The sequence below is a fragment of the Dactylosporangium sp. NPDC005555 genome, assembly GCF_040605635.1.
In the GTDB taxonomy this organism is placed as follows: domain Bacteria; phylum Actinomycetota; class Actinomycetes; order Mycobacteriales; family Micromonosporaceae; genus Dactylosporangium.
In genome coordinates, this window is record NZ_JBEXDG010000002.1 from 70,885 (window position 1) to 86,355 (window position 15,471).

General features: G+C 67.5%; 12 protein-coding genes, 1 tRNA gene and 1 pseudogene. 5 read left to right on the forward strand and 9 right to left on the reverse strand.

The window, feature by feature from the left end; translation table 11 throughout:
• Position 1 precedes the first annotated feature (1 nt).
• The 4 genes from ABZS58_RS02965 to gyrB all read right to left on the reverse strand — a co-directional run bounded on the left by ABZS58_RS02965 (position 2) and on the right by gyrB (position 5,541).
• Positions 2 to 75: transfer RNA gene (locus ABZS58_RS02965), tRNA-Ile, on the reverse strand.
• Positions 76 to 193: 118 nt separating this feature from the next.
• On the reverse strand, positions 194 to 1,054 hold the full coding sequence (locus ABZS58_RS02970) for a DUF3566 domain-containing protein (protein ID WP_354776945.1): 861 nt from the start codon (positions 1,052 to 1,054) through the stop codon (positions 194 to 196).
• Between the two features lie 3 nt (positions 1,055 to 1,057).
• Positions 1,058 to 3,568: a DNA gyrase subunit A gene (gene gyrA, locus ABZS58_RS02975; RefSeq protein ID WP_354776947.1), complete on the reverse strand. Its 2,511-nt coding sequence runs from the start codon at positions 3,566 to 3,568 to the stop codon at positions 1,058 to 1,060.
• A 29-nt stretch (positions 3,569 to 3,597) separates the two neighbouring features.
• The gene (gyrB, locus tag ABZS58_RS02980) at positions 3,598 to 5,541 is read right to left on the reverse strand and encodes a DNA topoisomerase (ATP-hydrolyzing) subunit B (protein WP_354776949.1); all 1,944 of its coding nucleotides are present in this window, start codon (positions 5,539 to 5,541) and stop codon (positions 3,598 to 3,600) included.
• A gap of 451 nt (positions 5,542 to 5,992) precedes the next feature.
• Here gyrB and ABZS58_RS02985 point away from each other — a divergent pair, with 451 nt between their 5' ends.
• On the forward strand, positions 5,993 to 6,550 hold the full coding sequence (locus tag ABZS58_RS02985; RefSeq protein WP_354776951.1) for a hypothetical protein: 558 nt from the start codon (positions 5,993 to 5,995) through the stop codon (positions 6,548 to 6,550).
• On the opposite strand, the gene ABZS58_RS02990 is transcribed toward ABZS58_RS02985, so the two are convergent.
• The 5 genes from ABZS58_RS02990 to dnaA form a co-directional block, all read right to left on the reverse strand.
• Positions 6,551 to 7,027 carry a DciA family protein gene (locus ABZS58_RS02990; RefSeq protein ID WP_354777418.1) on the reverse strand — a complete coding sequence of 159 codons (477 nt, stop codon included), beginning with the start codon at positions 7,025 to 7,027 and terminating at the stop codon, positions 6,551 to 6,553.
• A 163-nt stretch (positions 7,028 to 7,190) separates the two neighbouring features.
• Positions 7,191 to 8,321, reverse strand: coding sequence for a DNA replication/repair protein RecF (recF, locus tag ABZS58_RS02995; RefSeq protein WP_354776953.1), 1,131 nt, complete (start codon positions 8,319 to 8,321; stop codon positions 7,191 to 7,193).
• Positions 8,322 to 8,323: 2 nt separating this feature from the next.
• A complete protein-coding gene (gene gnd / locus ABZS58_RS03000) occupies positions 8,324 to 9,196 on the reverse strand; it encodes a phosphogluconate dehydrogenase (NAD(+)-dependent, decarboxylating) (protein WP_354776955.1) in 873 nt (290 codons plus the stop codon).
• Between the two features lie 18 nt (positions 9,197 to 9,214).
• The gene (gene dnaN / locus ABZS58_RS03005; RefSeq protein ID WP_354776957.1) at positions 9,215 to 10,345 is read right to left on the reverse strand and encodes a DNA polymerase III subunit beta; all 1,131 of its coding nucleotides are present in this window, start codon (positions 10,343 to 10,345) and stop codon (positions 9,215 to 9,217) included.
• Positions 10,346 to 11,263: 918 nt separating this feature from the next.
• Entirely contained in the window at positions 11,264 to 12,964 is a 1,701-nt protein-coding gene (gene dnaA / locus ABZS58_RS03010) for a chromosomal replication initiator protein DnaA (protein ID WP_354776959.1), read from the reverse strand.
• A gap of 475 nt (positions 12,965 to 13,439) precedes the next feature.
• On the opposite strand from dnaA, the gene rpmH reads away from it, so the two are divergent.
• From rpmH to yidC, 4 genes and pseudogenes are all read left to right on the forward strand, one after another.
• Entirely contained in the window at positions 13,440 to 13,586 is a 147-nt protein-coding gene (rpmH, locus tag ABZS58_RS03015) for a 50S ribosomal protein L34 (protein WP_203849339.1), read from the forward strand.
• A 26-nt stretch (positions 13,587 to 13,612) separates the two neighbouring features.
• Positions 13,613 to 14,131, forward strand: coding sequence for a ribonuclease P protein component (gene rnpA / locus ABZS58_RS03020; protein WP_354776961.1), 519 nt, complete (start codon positions 13,613 to 13,615; stop codon positions 14,129 to 14,131).
• Positions 14,128 to 14,399: pseudogene (gene yidD, locus ABZS58_RS03025) on the forward strand (membrane protein insertion efficiency factor YidD). The gene rnpA and the pseudogene yidD overlap by 4 nt, the downstream one beginning before the upstream one ends.
• A gap of 11 nt (positions 14,400 to 14,410) precedes the next feature.
• Positions 14,411 to 15,454 carry a membrane protein insertase YidC gene (gene yidC, locus ABZS58_RS03030; protein WP_354777420.1) on the forward strand — a complete coding sequence of 348 codons (1,044 nt, stop codon included), beginning with the start codon at positions 14,411 to 14,413 and terminating at the stop codon, positions 15,452 to 15,454.
• Positions 15,455 to 15,471 lie beyond the last annotated feature (17 nt).

The following is a 15,471-nucleotide window of genomic DNA, read 5'->3' on the forward strand; positions in this document are numbered from 1 at the left end:
GTGGGGCTAGCTGGAATCGAACCAGCGACCTCAGAGTTATCAGCTCTGCGCTCTAACCGACTGAGCTATAGCCCCGCTACACCGATCCCCGCCAAAGCGGCGTATCAGCGCGACGATGAAGGTTACCGCACCGCACACCCAAGCCTCAAACCGGTTCCCCCATGGCGCGCCGTGGGGGAACCGGGGAGACGTTTCAGTCCTTCTCCGCCAGCGTCAGTTCGATGCCGCCGACCAGGTCGGCGCAGACGTTGTAGATGAAGGAGCCCAGGGTGGCCAGCGCGGTGAAGAGGACCACGTTGACCACGCCGAGCAGGGCGGCGCCGCCGATGACGCCCTTCGCGGTGATGCGGAAGGTGCTGTTGGCCTGACCGCCGGTGGAGCTGACGATGTCGGAGAGGGCCTTGTTGACGCTGTTGAAGACGTCCATCGCGTCGAGGGCCAGGTAGAGCACCGACGTGGCGACGATCACGACGACGAACAGCACGAACGAGACCGCGAACGCGAACTTCATCACAGACCACGGGTCGATGCGCTTGAGGTGCAGCCGGGCCCGGCGCGGGCCGCGGCCGACCGCGGAGCTGACCGTCTTGCGGGCGGCCCGGACGGCCTCGGTGACGCGGGCGGAGCCGCTCACCGCCGGCGCGGCCGCGGGCGTGTTCAGCGCCTGGGTGGCGCCCGCGTTGGTCGGGCGCACGGAAGCGCGCGCGACGGCGACGCTGGCCGTGCCGGTGGCCGCGCCGCTGGTGGGCGCGGCCGAGCCCAGCGTCACGGGCGGGGGCGTCACGACCCCCGCCTTGCCCTTCGCGACCGACGGCGGCGCCTGGATCGGCACCGTCAACGAGTCGGGCGGCGGCGCCATGCCCGGGGCACGCTGGAACTTCGGCGTGCCGCCGATGGTCGTCTCACCGGGCGTGCTGGTCCCGTTGACCACGCCGGCGTCACCGCCGGCGGCAGGCGCCCCCGAGTCAGATCCCGTCATGGCAGCCTCTCCGGCCTCTTTGGCCTCATCGGTTGCTGCCGAGGCGGTCCCCGACTTCGCCTGTGTGTCTGTCATCAACTAGTCCTGTTCGTCGGGCTCATCGGCGTTACGGGCGATCGCGACGATGGTCACACCCTCCGGCAGGTCCATGAGCTTGACCCCCATTGTGTTCCGATCCCGCGTGCGTCGTACAGGCTTCACCGGAGTCCGGATCACGCCACCATTTGAGGTGATGGCGAAGAGCTCGTCATCCGGATCAATCACCACGGCGCCCACCAGGCCGCCACGCCGAGAAGTGATTTTAGCGGTGAGGACGCCCTTGCCGCCGCGCCCCTGCACCGGATATTCCTCGATGGGCGTCCGCTTGGCAAAACCACCGTCGGTGGCGACCAATACGTCCAGGTCCATCCCTTCGCGCACAACTTCCATCGCCAGCAGTTCATCACCCTCGGCGAAGCGCATGCCGATCACCCCCGACGTCGCGCGTCCCATGGGGCGCAAAGTGTCGTCGTTGGCGGTGAAGCGGATCGCCTGCGCCTGCTTACTCACCAGGAGAAGGTCGTCCTCGGGGCCGAGGAGCGCGGCGCCGACGAGTTCGTCCTCGTCGCGCAGGTTGATGCCGATGATCCCGCCGGACCGGTTGGAGTCGAACTCCTCCAGCTTGGTCTTCTTGACCAGTCCGTCCTTGGTGGCGAGCACCAGGTATGGCGACACCTGGTAGTTCGGGATCTCGATCACCTGGGCGATGTGTTCTTCGGGCTGGAACGCCAGCAGGTTGGCGACGTGCTGACCCTTCGCGACCCGGCTCGCCTCGGGCAGCTCATAGGCTTTCGCCCGGTAGACGCGGCCCTTGTTCGTGAAGAACAGCATCCAGTCGTGCGTGGAGCACACGAAGAAGTGGCTGACGATGTCGTCCTGCCGCAGGGTCGCGCCGGAGACGCCCTTCCCGCCGCGCTTCTGCGAGCGGTACAGGTCGACCTTGGTGCGCTTCGCATAGCCGGTGCGCGTGATCGTGACCACGACGTCCTCGCGCGCGATGAGGTCCTCCATGGAGACCTCGCCGTCGAACGGGATGATCTGGGTCCGACGCTCGTCGCCGCGGCGGGCCACGATCTCGGCGAGCTCCTCGGAGACGATCTGCCGTTGCCGTTCCGGCTTCGCCAGGATGTCCTTGTAGTCGGCGATCTCGATCTCGATCTTGGCCAGCTCGTCGAAGATGCGCTGGCGCTCCAGTGCGGCAAGCCGGCGCAGCTGCATGTCGAGGATGGCGGTGGCCTGGATGTCGTCGATGTCCAGGAGGTTCATGAGGCCGTTCTTCGACTCCTCGGCGCTGGGGGAGCGCCGGATGAGTGCGATGACCTCGTCGAGCATGTCGAGTGCCTTGACCAGACCCCGCAGGATGTGGGCCCGCTCCTCGGCCTTGCGCAGCCGATACGCGGTGCGCCGGACGATGACCTCGATCTGGTGCGTGACGTAGTGCCGCACGAACTGCGCGAGGTTGAGCGTGCGGGGCACGCCGTCGACCAGCGCCAGCATGTTGGCGCCGAACGTCTCCTGCAGCTGCGTGTGCTTGTACAGGTTGTTGAGCACGACCTTGGCGACCGCGTCACGCTTGAGCACGATCACCAGGCGCATGCCGGTGCGGCCGGAGGATTCCTCGCGGATGTCGGCGATGCCGGCGAGCTTGCCCTCCTTGACCAGGTCGGCGATGCGCTCGGCCAGGTTGTCGGGGTTGACCGCATAGGGCAGCTCGGTGACGACGAGGATGGTCCGCCCGCGGGTGTCCTCCTCGACCTCGACGACGGCCCGCATGCGGATCGAGCCGCGGCCGGTCCGGTAGGCGTCGATGATCGCGGACGTGCCGACGATGAGGCCCTTGGTCGGGAAGTCGGGACCCTTGACGATCTTGATCAGCTCGTCGAGCGTCTCTTCCTCGCCGGCCTCGGGGTTGTCCAGGCACCACTGCACGGCCTGGGCGATCTCCCGCAGGTTGTGCGGGGGGATGTTGGTCGCCATGCCGACGGCGATGCCGGTGCTGCCGTTGACGAGCAGGTTGGGGATGCGCGACGGCAGGATCGTGGGCTCCTGGGCCCGGCCGTCGTAGTTGGGCTGGAAGTCGACGGTGTCCTCGTCGATGTCCCGCAGCATCTCCATGGCGAGCGGGTCGAGCCGCGCCTCCGTGTACCGCATGGCGGCGGCGGGGTCGTTGCCCGGCGAGCCGAAGTTGCCGTTGCCGTCGATCAGCGGGTAGCGCAGCGACCAGTGCTGCGCCATGCGGACCATGGCGTCGTAGATCGAGGCGTCGCCGTGCGGGTGGTAGTTACCCATCACGTCGCCGACGACGCGGGCGCACTTCACATAGCCACGGTCGGGGCGGTAGCCGCCGTCGTACATCGCGTAGAGGATCTTGCGGTGAACTGGCTTGAGGCCGTCGCGCACGTCCGGAAGGGCACGCCCGACGATGACGCTCATCGCATAGTCGAGATAGGACCGTGCCATCTCGACTTCGATACCGATCGGTTCGATCCGGCTCGCGACCGCTGAACCACCCTCGTCTGGAATCTCCGGGGTGGAAGTCGGTTCCGTCACTCTTTATCCCTTTTCTCAGTATCGACGAGTCAGATGTCGAGGAACCGGACGTCTTTGGCGTTGCGCTGGATGAACGAGCGACGAGCTTCCACGTCTTCGCCCATCAAGACGCTGAAGAGCTCGTCGGCGGTTGCAGCGTCGTCCAATGTCACCTGACGGAGCATGCGGGTCTCCGGGTTCATCGTGGTTTCCCACAGCTCGGGGTAGTTCATCTCGCCGAGGCCCTTGAACCGCTGGATGTCATCCGGCTTCGCATTGGGCTTGGTCTGCTGGCGCAGCGCGATCAGCCCGTCACGCTCCCGGTCGGTGTACGCATACTGCGCGTCGTCGCCCTTCTTGTTCCACTTGATCTTGTACAGCGGGGGCGCCGCGAGATACACGTGGCCGAGCTCGATCAGCGGACGCATGAACCGGAACACCAGCGTCAGCAGCAGCGTCTGGATGTGCTGGCCGTCGACGTCGGCGTCGGCCATCAGGATCAGCTTGTGGTAGCGCAGCTTCTCGATGTCGAACTCGTCGTGGATGCCGGTGCCGAGCGCGGTGATCAGCGCCTGGACCTCGTTGTTCTTCAGGACGCGGTCGATGCGCGCCTTCTCCACGTTGAGGATCTTGCCGCGGATCGGCAGGATCGCCTGGACCCGCGGGTCCCGGCCCTGCTTGGCCGAGCCGCCGGCGGAGTCGCCCTCGACGATGAACAGCTCGGAGACCCGGGGGTCGTTGGACTGGCAGTCGGCCAGCTTGCCGGGCATCGAGCCCGACTCCAGCAGCGACTTGCGCCGGGCCAGCTTGCGCGCCTGTGAGGCGGCCAGGCGGGCCCGCGCGGCCTGCGAGGCCTTGGTGATGATCATTTTGACCTCGGCCGGGTTACGGTCGAACCAGTCGACCAGCCACTCGTTGCACACCTTCTGCACGAAGCTGCGCGCCTCGGTGTTGCCGAGCTTGGTCTTCGTCTGACCCTCGAACTGCGGGTTGGTCAGCTTGATCGAGATGATCGCGGCCAGGCCCTCACGGATGTCCTCACCGGTGAGCTTCTCGTCGCCCTTGAGGAACTTCTTGTCCGCGCCGTACTTGTTCACCACGGAGGTCAGCGCGCTGCGGAAGCCCTCCTCGTGGGTGCCGCCCTCATGCGTGTTGATCGTGTTGGCGAACGTGTAGACGCTCTCGCCATACGACTCATTCCACTGCATGGCGATCTCGACCGAGATGCCATCGCCGTCGGCGCCGAACTCCACCACCGAGCGGTGGATCGGCGTCTTCGTCGCGTTGAGATGGCGGACGAAGTCGGCGATGCCGTGCTCGTAGCAGAAGACAACCTCCTTCTTCTCTTCCGGGGCGTCGGCACGCTCGTCGCGCAGCGTGATCTTGAGGGCCCGGTTGAGGAAGGCATATTCCTGGATGCGCCGGTAGACCGTCTCGTAGTTGAAATCGAGAGTCTCGAAGATCGCGCCATCGGGCCAGAACGTGACGCTGGTGCCCGTCCGATCGGTCGCCTCACCCTTCTGCAGCGGGTCAGGAACGGTGTTGCGATAGGTCTGCCGCCAGACGAAGTCGTCCTTGTGGATCTCCAGGTCGATCCGCGTGGACAATGCGTTGACGACCGAGATGCCGACGCCGTGCAGACCACCGGAGACCGCATAGGCTCCGCCGCCGAACTTGCCGCCGGCGTGCAGCATCGTGAGGACGACCTCAACGGTCGGCCGCTTCTCCTTCGGGTGCATGTCGACCGGGATGCCACGACCGTTGTCCACGACCCGCACCCCGCCACCATCGAGGAGCGAGACCTCAATGGTGTCGCAGTAGCCCGCCAGGGCCTCGTCGACGGCGTTGTCCACAACCTCCCACACCAGGTGGTGCAGGCCACGCTCGCCGGTCGAGCCGATGTACATGCCTGGCCGCTTACGGACCGCGTCGAGCCCCTCGAGCACGCTGATCGACGAGGAGTCGTAGGACTGCTCGGGCTTGTTTACTGCCACCCTCGGTCGCTTTCTCGCACTGGCCGGCCGCGCCGCTCGGCGCCCCGGGTCTCGTGCGGAGTCGTGCGAGCACTACAGTCGCGGCGCAGGCACGCCGGTGTCCTGCGCCCTACCGAACGGGCGCCGCGACCACCGGCGGGCCGACACCGCGGACGCGTGCACGCGGGTTGTGTCGGCTGGTTCTCAGAGCCTTCGCTCCTGCGGCAATCCTACTGTGCCCGTACGACATTTTCGCATCGGGACGGCGCTGTAGTCCCCGTAGCGGCCCGAACGGTACGGGCTGAAGGTCCCCCCACGCGGGAGGGGTTCCGGCGGGCGATGATGGGCGGCACGGCGAGCGCTGGAATGCTGTCCCCGGGTTCGGCACCTGCGGGGGTCGCGCAAGCGGCCGTTCGTGCCGTATGTTCCCCGCCGCGGGGCGGGGTAAGTGTGTGAGAGCGAGGGGTCCGCGATGGGGTTGGACAACGTCGCCGTGCAGTGGCCGCGCACCGGACGGTTTTACGACCCGGTGGCGCCGGCTGAGTTCGTCGACTTCGCCGGGCTCGCCGAGAAGCTGCCGCTGCACGCCGGGCCGGCGGCGGCGCTGGCGGACCATGTGGCGAAGACCGGCACGGTGCGCGTCACCGGATATACGGAGCTGGTCGACCTGCTCTTCGGGCTCAACGGCGTGCTGTTCGCCACCGATGCGGCCGCCGAGGACGAGGATCCGGTGATCAGCCCGGACGACTGCGCCTGGATCGCCGGCGGTCTGGAGCGCTTCGTCAACGGCCACCAGGAGTTCGGCGACGAGATCACGTTCGAGACCGTGAGCACGGTGCTGCGCCGGGCCCTGGAGGGCTCCCGGCTGGCCGAGCAGCAGCTGCGGTGGCTGCAGAGCCGCCTCGACGCGCTGCGCGACGACACCGGCAACGCGCCGCAGTGGAGCTACACGATCGCCGAGGTCGACGTGCTCGCGAAGTTCTACCGCCGCTGCGCCAACCGCGGCTTCGCCGTCTATGCGGATTTCTAGCTAGCCGTATGTGTCGCGCGGGCCCCGCCCGCGCACGCGACGGGGGCCGCGGCTCCACGACGGCGTGCTCGGCCCCTGGATGTGGAGCTTCTTGACGACGTTGTGACCTACCTCACCCGCGATCCGGGCGATCAGTCGGCCGGCGAGCATCCGCAGCTGCGTCGCCCACGCGGTCGACTCGGCCTCGACGGTCAGCTCGCCGTCCTCCAGCTTGATCGGCCGGCAGTGCGCCGCGACGTCGGCGCCGACGACCCGCTCCCATTCGCCGAACACGGTCGCCTCGGCGGTCGGGCGATGCCACCCTCGCGCCTTCATGATCCGTTCGAGCAGCGACCCGAAAGGCTGTGGATCTCTCGGGTCCGGTCCTGGGCCGGTGTACCCCCGGCGCCGCCGCGAATCGCCAGGTTCCCCGACGGCTTTGCGGCGCGGCGCCGCCTTCCGTTTCGCGAGGGCCGCCTCGACCGCGGCCCGCGCCAGCTCCGGCCCGGTCTTCTCCGGCCCGCCAGTCGAAGCACCGCCGCCAGTCGAAGCACCGCCGCCAGACGAGGCACCGCGGCCGGCAGAGGCGCCGCGGCCAGGCGAAGCACTGCGGCCGGCAGAGGCGCCGCCAGCCGCGGGACCGCCGCCGCGGGGATTGTCGTCAGCCACGTCGCACCTCACCTCCGCCTACCTCATACCGCGCGCCGCGCAGCGCCCGCGGCACGTCGTCGTCGACCGCGCACGTCACGATGACCTGGCTCGCGTCGCCCACCAGCTCGGCGAGTCGCTCCCGGCGGCCCACGTCGAGCTCGGCGAACACGTCGTCCAGCACCAGCACCGGCTCCACGCCGTCGTCCCGCAGCAGATCGTAGGCCGCCAGGCGCAGCGCGAGCGCATACGACCAGGACTCGCCGTGGCTGGCGTACCCTTTCGCGGGCAGCTCGCCGAGTGTCAGCGTCAGCTCGTCGCGGTGCGGCCCCACCAGCGTCACCCCGCGCTCGATCTCCTGCTTGCGGGATTCGCCGAGCGCGGCCATTAGCGCCTGCTCGAGATCCGCCGGTGCCGACGATGTCGCCGGCACCGGGAAGGACGGACTGTAGGCGATACGCGCGTCGGACCGGCTGGCGCTGACCGACGCATACGCCTTCGCCACGTGCGGCGCGAGCGCGGCGACGAGGTCGAGCCGGGCCCGGACCAGCTGGGCGCCGTGCTGCGCCAGGTGCGTGTCCCAGACGTCGAGCGTCGACAGGTCACCGCCGCGGCTGCCGCCGGTCTTACGGGCCAGATAGGCGCTGCGCAGCAGGGCGTTGCGCTGTTTGAGCACCCGGTCGTAGTCGGAGCGCACGCCGGCGAACCGCGGCTGCCGGGTCACGAGCAGCTCGTCGAGCATCCGGCGCCGCTCGCCGGGATCACCGCGGATCAGCGACAGATCCTCCGGAGCGAACAGCACGAGCTTCAGTGCGCCGAGGATGTCGCGGGTACGAGCCACCGGCGACCGACCCAGTCGTGCCTTGTTGGCCTTGCCGGGCTCGATCGACAGCTCGACGAGCAGCTCGCGCTCGTCGTGGACGATCGCGCAGCGGACCACCGCACGGGTCGCGCCGAAGCGGACCAGCGGAGCGTCGGTGGCGACCCGGTGCGATTCGAGGCTCGCCACATACGCGAGGGCCTCGACCAGGTTGGTCTTGCCCGCGCCGTTGGCCCCGACGAGCACGCACGCCCCGGGCCCGAACTCGACGACGACCCGCTCGTAGCTGCGGAAGTCGACGAGCTCGAGACCCCGGACGTACAAACTCAGCCCTTCTTGACCGCGTGGCCGCCGAACTGGTTGCGCAGCGCGGCAACGGCCTTCATCGCGGGCGAGTCGTCCTGCCGCGACGCGAACCGGGCGAACAGCGACGCCGCGATCACGTTCATCGGGACGGCGAGCCGGATGGCCTCCTCGACCGTCCAGCGGCCCTCACCGGTGTCGTCGGCATAGCCGCGCAGCCCGTCGAGGTTGGGGTCCTCGTCCAGCGCCCGGTCCATCAGGTCCAGCAGCCATGACTGCACGACGGAGCCGGACCGCCACGACTTGAACACCTCGGGGATGTTGTCGACGTATTCGGAGGCCTCGAGCAGCTCATAGCCTTCGGCATAGGCGTGCATCATGCCGTACTCGATGCCGTTGTGGACCATCTTCGCGTAGTGGCCGGCGCCGACGCCGCCCGCGTGCGCGAAGCCGAACTCGCCGTCGGGCTTGAGGCCCTGGAAGATCGGCATGCAGTGCTCGACGTGCTTCTTGTCGCCACCGACCATCAGCGCATAGCCGTTGGTCCTGCCCCAGACGCCGCCGGACACGCCGACGTCGAGATAGCCGAGGCCCTTCGTCGCGAGCCGCTCCGCCCGGGGGCGGTCGTTGCTGAAACGGGAGTTGCCACCGTCGATGACGATGTCGCCCTCGGACAGCAGATCGGCGAGCTCGTCGATCGTCGGCTCGGTGAACTGCACCGGAACCATGATCCAGACCACGCGGGGCGCGGCAAGCTTCTCGACCAGCTCTTTGAGCGACGACACGTCGGTGACGTCAGGGTGGTGGTCGTAGCCGATGACCTCGTGCCCGGCGGCCCGCAGCCGCTCGCGCATGTTGAAGCCCATCCGACCCAAGCCGATGAGACCGAGCTGCATTTCTGGTGCCTCCGAAACTCAGCTGCCGATGCGAACCGGCATGATCAAGTACCAGTACCCAGGGACGATTTCTCCATCATCCTTGGCCGGGGACATGACCGCAGGCTTCTTCGGGTCAGTGAACGACAGCACGGCGATCGGAGCGTCCAGCGCCTTCAGCCCATCCAGCAGATACTGGTGGTTGAAGGCGATGGTCATCGGCTCGCCCTCATAGGTGCAGTCCATCGCCTCGCTCGCCCGCGCGTCCTCGCTGCCGCTGGCCTCGACCACGAGACCGTCGGTGCTGAAGGACAGCCGCACCGGGGTGGACCGCTCGGCGACCAGGCCGACGCGCCGCACCACCTCGTTGAGCGCGGAGACCCGGATGCGGGCCTGGGCGTTGTGCGTGTCGGGCAGCAGCGCCCGCACCTTGGGGAAGTCGCCGTCGAGCAGCCGGGACGTGGTGCGGCGGGTGCCGCCGGCGAAACCGATCATCCCCTCGCCGAGCTTGCCGCGTGACAGCGCGACCGACACCGAGCCACCGATCGGCCCGAGCGTCTTGGCGGTGTCGTCGAGGGTCCGCGCCGGGACGAGCGCGGCAAGGCTCACGTCGGGCTCGTCGGGCCGCCACTCGAGCTCGCGCACGGCGAGCCGGTAGCGGTCGGTGGCGAGCAGCGTCAGCTTGGTGCCCTCGATCTCGATCCGGACACCGGTCAGCATCGGCAGGGTGTCGTCGCGGCCCGCGGCGATCGCCACCTGCGAGACGGCACCGGCGAAGGTGGCCGCGTCGACGGTCCCCGCGAGCTCGGGCATCTCCGGCAGCGTCGGATAGTCCTCGACGGGCATCGTCGGCAGGGTGAAGCGGGCGCTGCCACAGGTGATCTCGACGTGCGACCCCACGGCGGCAACGTCGACCGGCTTGGCCGGCAGCGACTTGGTGATCTCGGCGAGCAGCCGCCCGGAGACGAGCGTCGCACCGTCGGCGTCTGCCTGGACCTCGACGGTCACCTGGCTGGACACCTCGTAGTCGAAGCCGGACACCTGCAGGCGGCCGTCACCGACTCTCAGCAGAACACCGGCAAGCACCGGCACAGAAGGGCGGCTGGGCAGGCTCTTGGCTGTCCAGGCGACGGCATCGGCGAGCGCGTCGCGCTCGACTCGGAACTTCATCGCGGTCCTCCCGCGTCGTCTCGTCTCAAGCGTGGTGCTGTGCATCGAACCTTAGGGCTTGCACGCCGGTGCCGTGCACCGACCCCACCAAATTTCGAACCCAGAAGTTATCCACCAGCTGATGATTGCTTTTTTCTCTCTTTTAAAGAGATTTACTTCGTAGTCATAGGTGTTGTGGATTCTGTGGACAACCTTCGTTTTAGCAGCTCAGAGCACTTATGTCTCTGGGTATGGACTGTGTATAACCCCCTGTGTACAAGGTTGTGGATTGTGGATAAGCGGTCATCCACAGGCGTTGTCCACCGGCTATCCACCGGTAATCCACAGGGTTCGTCCACCATCTGGGGATAACTTGTCCCGAGCCGCGCTCACGTTCCGTCGCTCCAACGATCACTCTTCGGATATGCCCACACGTCTTCCACAACTTCTCCCCAGGGGTTATCCACAGACTGTGGACGACGACTGTGCACAATCCGTAGTCGTCCAGTTACTTGTGATCGCTCGATCACTGAGCGTGCCGAAGAGTTGGCACAAACGAAGTTATCCACAGGTTGTGTGGATAAAGGCTGTGTATAACTTGGACAAACCCCTCGGGGGTATATGCGCACAAGTTGTGGACATCCTGGGGATGACGCTGTGGACATCATGTGACCATAAGTGCCCGGATCCCAGGTCGGGGGCCTGTGGAAACAGTGCATAACTTTCACGGTCCACAGGCTGTGGGTAACGCCGGTGGACAGTACATACTTCGCATATCGACCGGCCGATGCCGAGTTTCCCACAGCGGTATCCACAGGCCGTTGATGAGAATTACTCGCGTTTGGTCCGTCCACAGGTGCGCCGGCACTGGTCGTACACCTGCCGAAGACGCAAAAAGAGGGCCGGATGACCCGACCCTCTTCCGAAGCGTTGCGGCCCTTACGTCGTCTGCTTGATGCGGTTCGTCAGCTCGGCGATCTGGTTGTACAGCGAGCGCCGCTCCGCCATCTGCTGCCGGATCTTGCGGTCAGCGTGCATGACGGTGGTGTGGTCGCGGCCGCCGAACGCCTGGCCGATCCTCGGCAGGGACAGGTCGGTCAGCTCACGACACAGATACATGGCGACCTGACGCGCGTTGACGAGCACCCGGGACCGGCTGTGCCCACGCAGGTCCTCCAGGCTGACGCCGAAGTAGTCCGCGGTCGACGCCATGATCTGGTCCGCGGTGATCTCCGGCCCGGAGCCGTCCGGGATGAAGTCGCGCAGCACCTCCTCGGCGAGACCGAGCTCGACCGGGGCGCGGGTCAGGTTGGCGAACGCGGTGACGCGGATGAGCGCGCCCTCCAGCTCGCGGATCGACGACGCCACCCGCGAGGCGATGAACTCCAGCACGTCCGGCGGCGCGAACAGCCGCTCCTGCGCCGCCTTCTTCTGCAGGATCGCGATACGCGTCTCGAGGTCCGGCGGCTGGATGTCGGCGAGCAGCCCCCACTCGAACCGGGTCCGCAGGCGGTCCTCGAGGGTCGCCAGCTGCCGCGGCGAGCGGTCGGAGCTGATCACGATCTGCTTGTTGGCGTTGTGGAGCGTGTTGAAGGTGTGGAAGAACTCCTCCTGCGTGCGCTCCCGCGTCTCCAGGAACTGGATGTCGTCGATCAGGAGGATGTCGACGTCGCGGTACCGCCGCTGGAACGCCTGCGTCTTGTCGTCCCGCAGCGAGTTGATGAAGTCGTTGGTGAACTCCTCCGTCGACACGTACCGCACGAAACGAGCATTGCCGAGCATCGTGGCGTACTGCCCGATGGCGTGCAGAAGGTGCGTCTTGCCCAGCCCGGAGTCGCCGTAGATGAACAGCGGGTTGTACGCCTTCGCCGGCGACTCGGCGACCGCGACCGATGCGGCGTGCGCGAAGCGGTTCGAGGAGCCGATGACGAAGGTCTCGAAGGTGTACTTCGGGTTCAGCCGGTTGCCGGCCGAGTCCCCGGCAGGGGTCTGCGCGCTGCGCCGGTCGTCGCGGCCCGTGCCGGGGTTCGACGGCGGGCGCGGTGGCAGCGGTTCATCGTCCTGCTGCGGTGAGCGGCGCAACCGTTCGTCGCGGGCCGCCTCGAACGCGGTGCCGGAGTGTTCGGTGCGCTCCGGGGGCGTCCAGGTGGGCTCGGTCGGCAGGTCGAAGAGGCGGTCGCTGCCTTCGCGCGCGGTCGGCCTTTGCTGCTCCTGCTGCTCACGTACGGGCGGCGCCGGCTGTTGATACTGGGGCCGGCCCTGTCCTTGATAGGGCAGCTGGTCCTGGTCACGGAACGGTGGCGCCGACGCCGGCTCGACGAGCTGGCCGGCGGTGCCGTTGGACCAGTGCGATGCGGACGGCGCGGGCAGCGGCGGCGCGTCCTCCGGCGGGCGGACCGTGACGGCGACCTGGATCGCCCGGCCGAGCAGCCTGGACAGCGCCTCGGTGATGACCGGGCGCAGGCGCGACTCAATGACGTCACGGGTGAACGCGTCAGGCACGGAGAGCAGCGCGGTGTCCTCGACGATGGCCCGTAGCCTCGTCAGCCGCAGATAGGCACGCTGCTGCGCCGAGACGATCTCGTCTGCGAGCTCGTCTGTCGCGGCATGCCATACCGCTGCGAGGTCGGTGTCAGTCACCGTTCGCGCACCCCCATCGTCGCCCCCACCGCGAGCGGACCGTGCGCCGGAAGTTCCGCCCGCCCCGGCCCCATTGTCCACAGGTTTTCCACAACCTGTGTATCAACGAGTCATGTGCCGTGGACGGATCGTCCTGATTCCCTCTTGCTCCGTGTCGACCTGGCGGTGTCCCGACCGGGCTGTAGAGGTTGTGCAGGTCGGATGCGGTGCCATGCCCCCTGTGGCGCATCCGATTGGTCGCGGAAATCCTTTGTGTCCCGTCGCCGGTCGTCGCGGTGTCTACCGGCAACCGGGCACGTTAACAGCGTTGTCCACAACCACTCAACCGTTGTCCACAAGTGGCCTGTGGATTTCGGGGCGTTTCGTGGCATCGTTGACGGTCTGTAGGGCCGCGCGTACCCTGGTTCGGCTGGAGAAGGTTTCCCTGATAAACTCCAGTGACCAGCCCTACGCCGCTACGAAGACGGAGCCCGACGTGAGCAAGCGCACCTTCCAGCCGAACAACCGCCGGCGCGCGAAGACCCACGGTTTCCGGCTGCGCATGCGCACCCGTGCCGGCCGTTCGATCCTGTCGGCGCGCCGCGCCAAGGGGCGCGACCGCCTGGCGGCCGGCTCGGCCTGAGCCGGCGCGGGCCCTCCGGAGGCAGCGTGCTTGCGGCCGTTCAGCGTCTGCGGCGGCGTGAAGACTTCGCCGCCACCATTCGCAACGGTCGCCGCGCCGGTCGCGGAGCCCTCGTGGTGCATTTCCTGCAGTCGACTGTCGAGCCGGCGCCAGCAGATCAACCATCTGCGCGCGCCGGCTTCGTCGTGTCTGCCGCCGACTCCGGGCATCCGGTTGTCGGTGCCGGCGTCGAGGCTCCGGCCGTCGACGGTTCGGACGGTTCGGCTTCGAGGCCTTCGCCGCTGGTTGATGCCACTGGTGCTTTTCCGCCGCGTGCCGGTTTCGTTGTGTCCAAGGCCGTCGGCAATGCCGTCGTTCGTAACATGGTGAAGCGCCGGCTCCGGCACCTGGTCCGGCCGCACCTGGCAGACCTCCCGCCGGACACGATGGTCGTCGTCCGAGCGCTCCCCGCCTCGGCGACAGCTAGCTACGAAGACCTCGGCCATGATCTCGAGGCAGCGTTGACGGCCGCGCGCCGTCCCAAGAGCCGGGAGGGACGTCGATGAACGCCGGAGCCCGGGTCGTTGCCGCTCCCATCGTCGCGTACCGTCGTTGGATAAGCCCGGCATTGCCGGCGCGTTGTCGGTTCTACCCGTCGTGCAGCGCTTATGCCCTGGAGGCGGTCGGCACTCACGGCGCGATCCGGGGAATCGGTCTCGCGACCTGGCGGCTGCTGCGCTGCCACCCATTCCACCCCGGTGGGTTCGATCCGGTGCCACCGCGCCGGGGAGCCTCGCCCGAGCCCGAGTCGACGTGACTGGAGCAGTGTCGTGATTAGCAAGCTGATGGGCGGGATCTACTGGCTGATCTCGCAGGTGATGCTGTTCTGGCACACCGTGTGGGACAAGGTCGTGCCCGACCACCGCACGCTCGGCACGAACTGGCAGTGGGTTCTCGCGGTCGTCTTCCTGGTGATCACGGTCCGGGTCGTGCTGTTCCCGATCTTCGTGAAGCAGATCAAGTCGCAGCGCGCGATGCAAGCGATCCAGCCGAAGATGAAGGAACTGCAGGAGAAGCACAAGGGCGACCGGGAGACCCTCCAGAAGGAGGTCATGAAGCTGTATCAGGAGGAGAAGGTCAACCCGCTCATGGGCTGCCTTCCGATGTTCCTCCAGATCCCGGTCTTCATCGGTCTGCTGCACGTCCTGCGCCACCTGAAGCCCGGCACCTCGGACCACCAGATGCAGCTGTACGGCTGGAGCATCCCGGAGTTCATGGGCGCCGTCGACGCGCGGCTGTTCGACGCCCCGATCGTCGCGAAGTTCAGCAGCAGCGCCTCCGAGCTGTCGAAGATCGAGGCCAACTCGACCACCGTCAAGGTCGTCGCCGCCATTCTGGTCGCTCTGATGATCACGACGACCTACCTGACCCAGCGTCAGATGATTATGAAGACCGGCTGGAACACCGACCCGCAGCAGCGCATGATCCAGAAGTTCATGCTCTACGGCATCCCGTTCTTCACGCTGACCTCCGGCTGGTACTTCCCGATCGGCGTCATCATCTACTGGGTCACCAACAACGCCATCACCCTCGGCCAGCAGTACTGGGTGCTCCACAAGTACCCGCCGCCGGCGAGCGCGACCACCAACACCACGCCGTACAAGGGCAAGGGCGGCCCGTCGCTGACGAAGGCCGGCGCTCCCGCCGCGAAGCCCGCCGGTGGGTTCCGGGCGCTGCTGGGTAAGGCCAAGGACGAGGCCGCGGCGCAGCAGGCCGCAGCAGCCGAGGCGGCCGCCGCCAAGGCCAACGGCCGGGCACTCGCCCCGAAGCCCGGCGCCAAGCCGATCAACCCGAAGAAGGGTGGCGCCGCGAAGCGGCAGTCGGGTTGACGCGACCCCGCCGGTCC

Coding starts and splice junctions, on each gene's coding strand:
- ABZS58_RS02970 (WP_354776945.1), bottom strand. CDS start 1,054: ATGACAGACACACAGGCGAAGTCGGGGACCGCCTCGGCAGCAACCGAT.
- ABZS58_RS02985 (WP_354776951.1), top strand. CDS start 5,993: ATGGGGTTGGACAACGTCGCCGTGCAGTGGCCGCGCACCGGACGGTTT.
- gnd (WP_354776955.1), bottom strand. CDS start 9,196: ATGCAGCTCGGTCTCATCGGCTTGGGTCGGATGGGCTTCAACATGCGC.
- dnaN (WP_354776957.1), bottom strand. CDS start 10,345: ATGAAGTTCCGAGTCGAGCGCGACGCGCTCGCCGATGCCGTCGCCTGG.
- yidC (WP_354777420.1), top strand. CDS start 14,411: ATGGGCGGGATCTACTGGCTGATCTCGCAGGTGATGCTGTTCTGGCAC.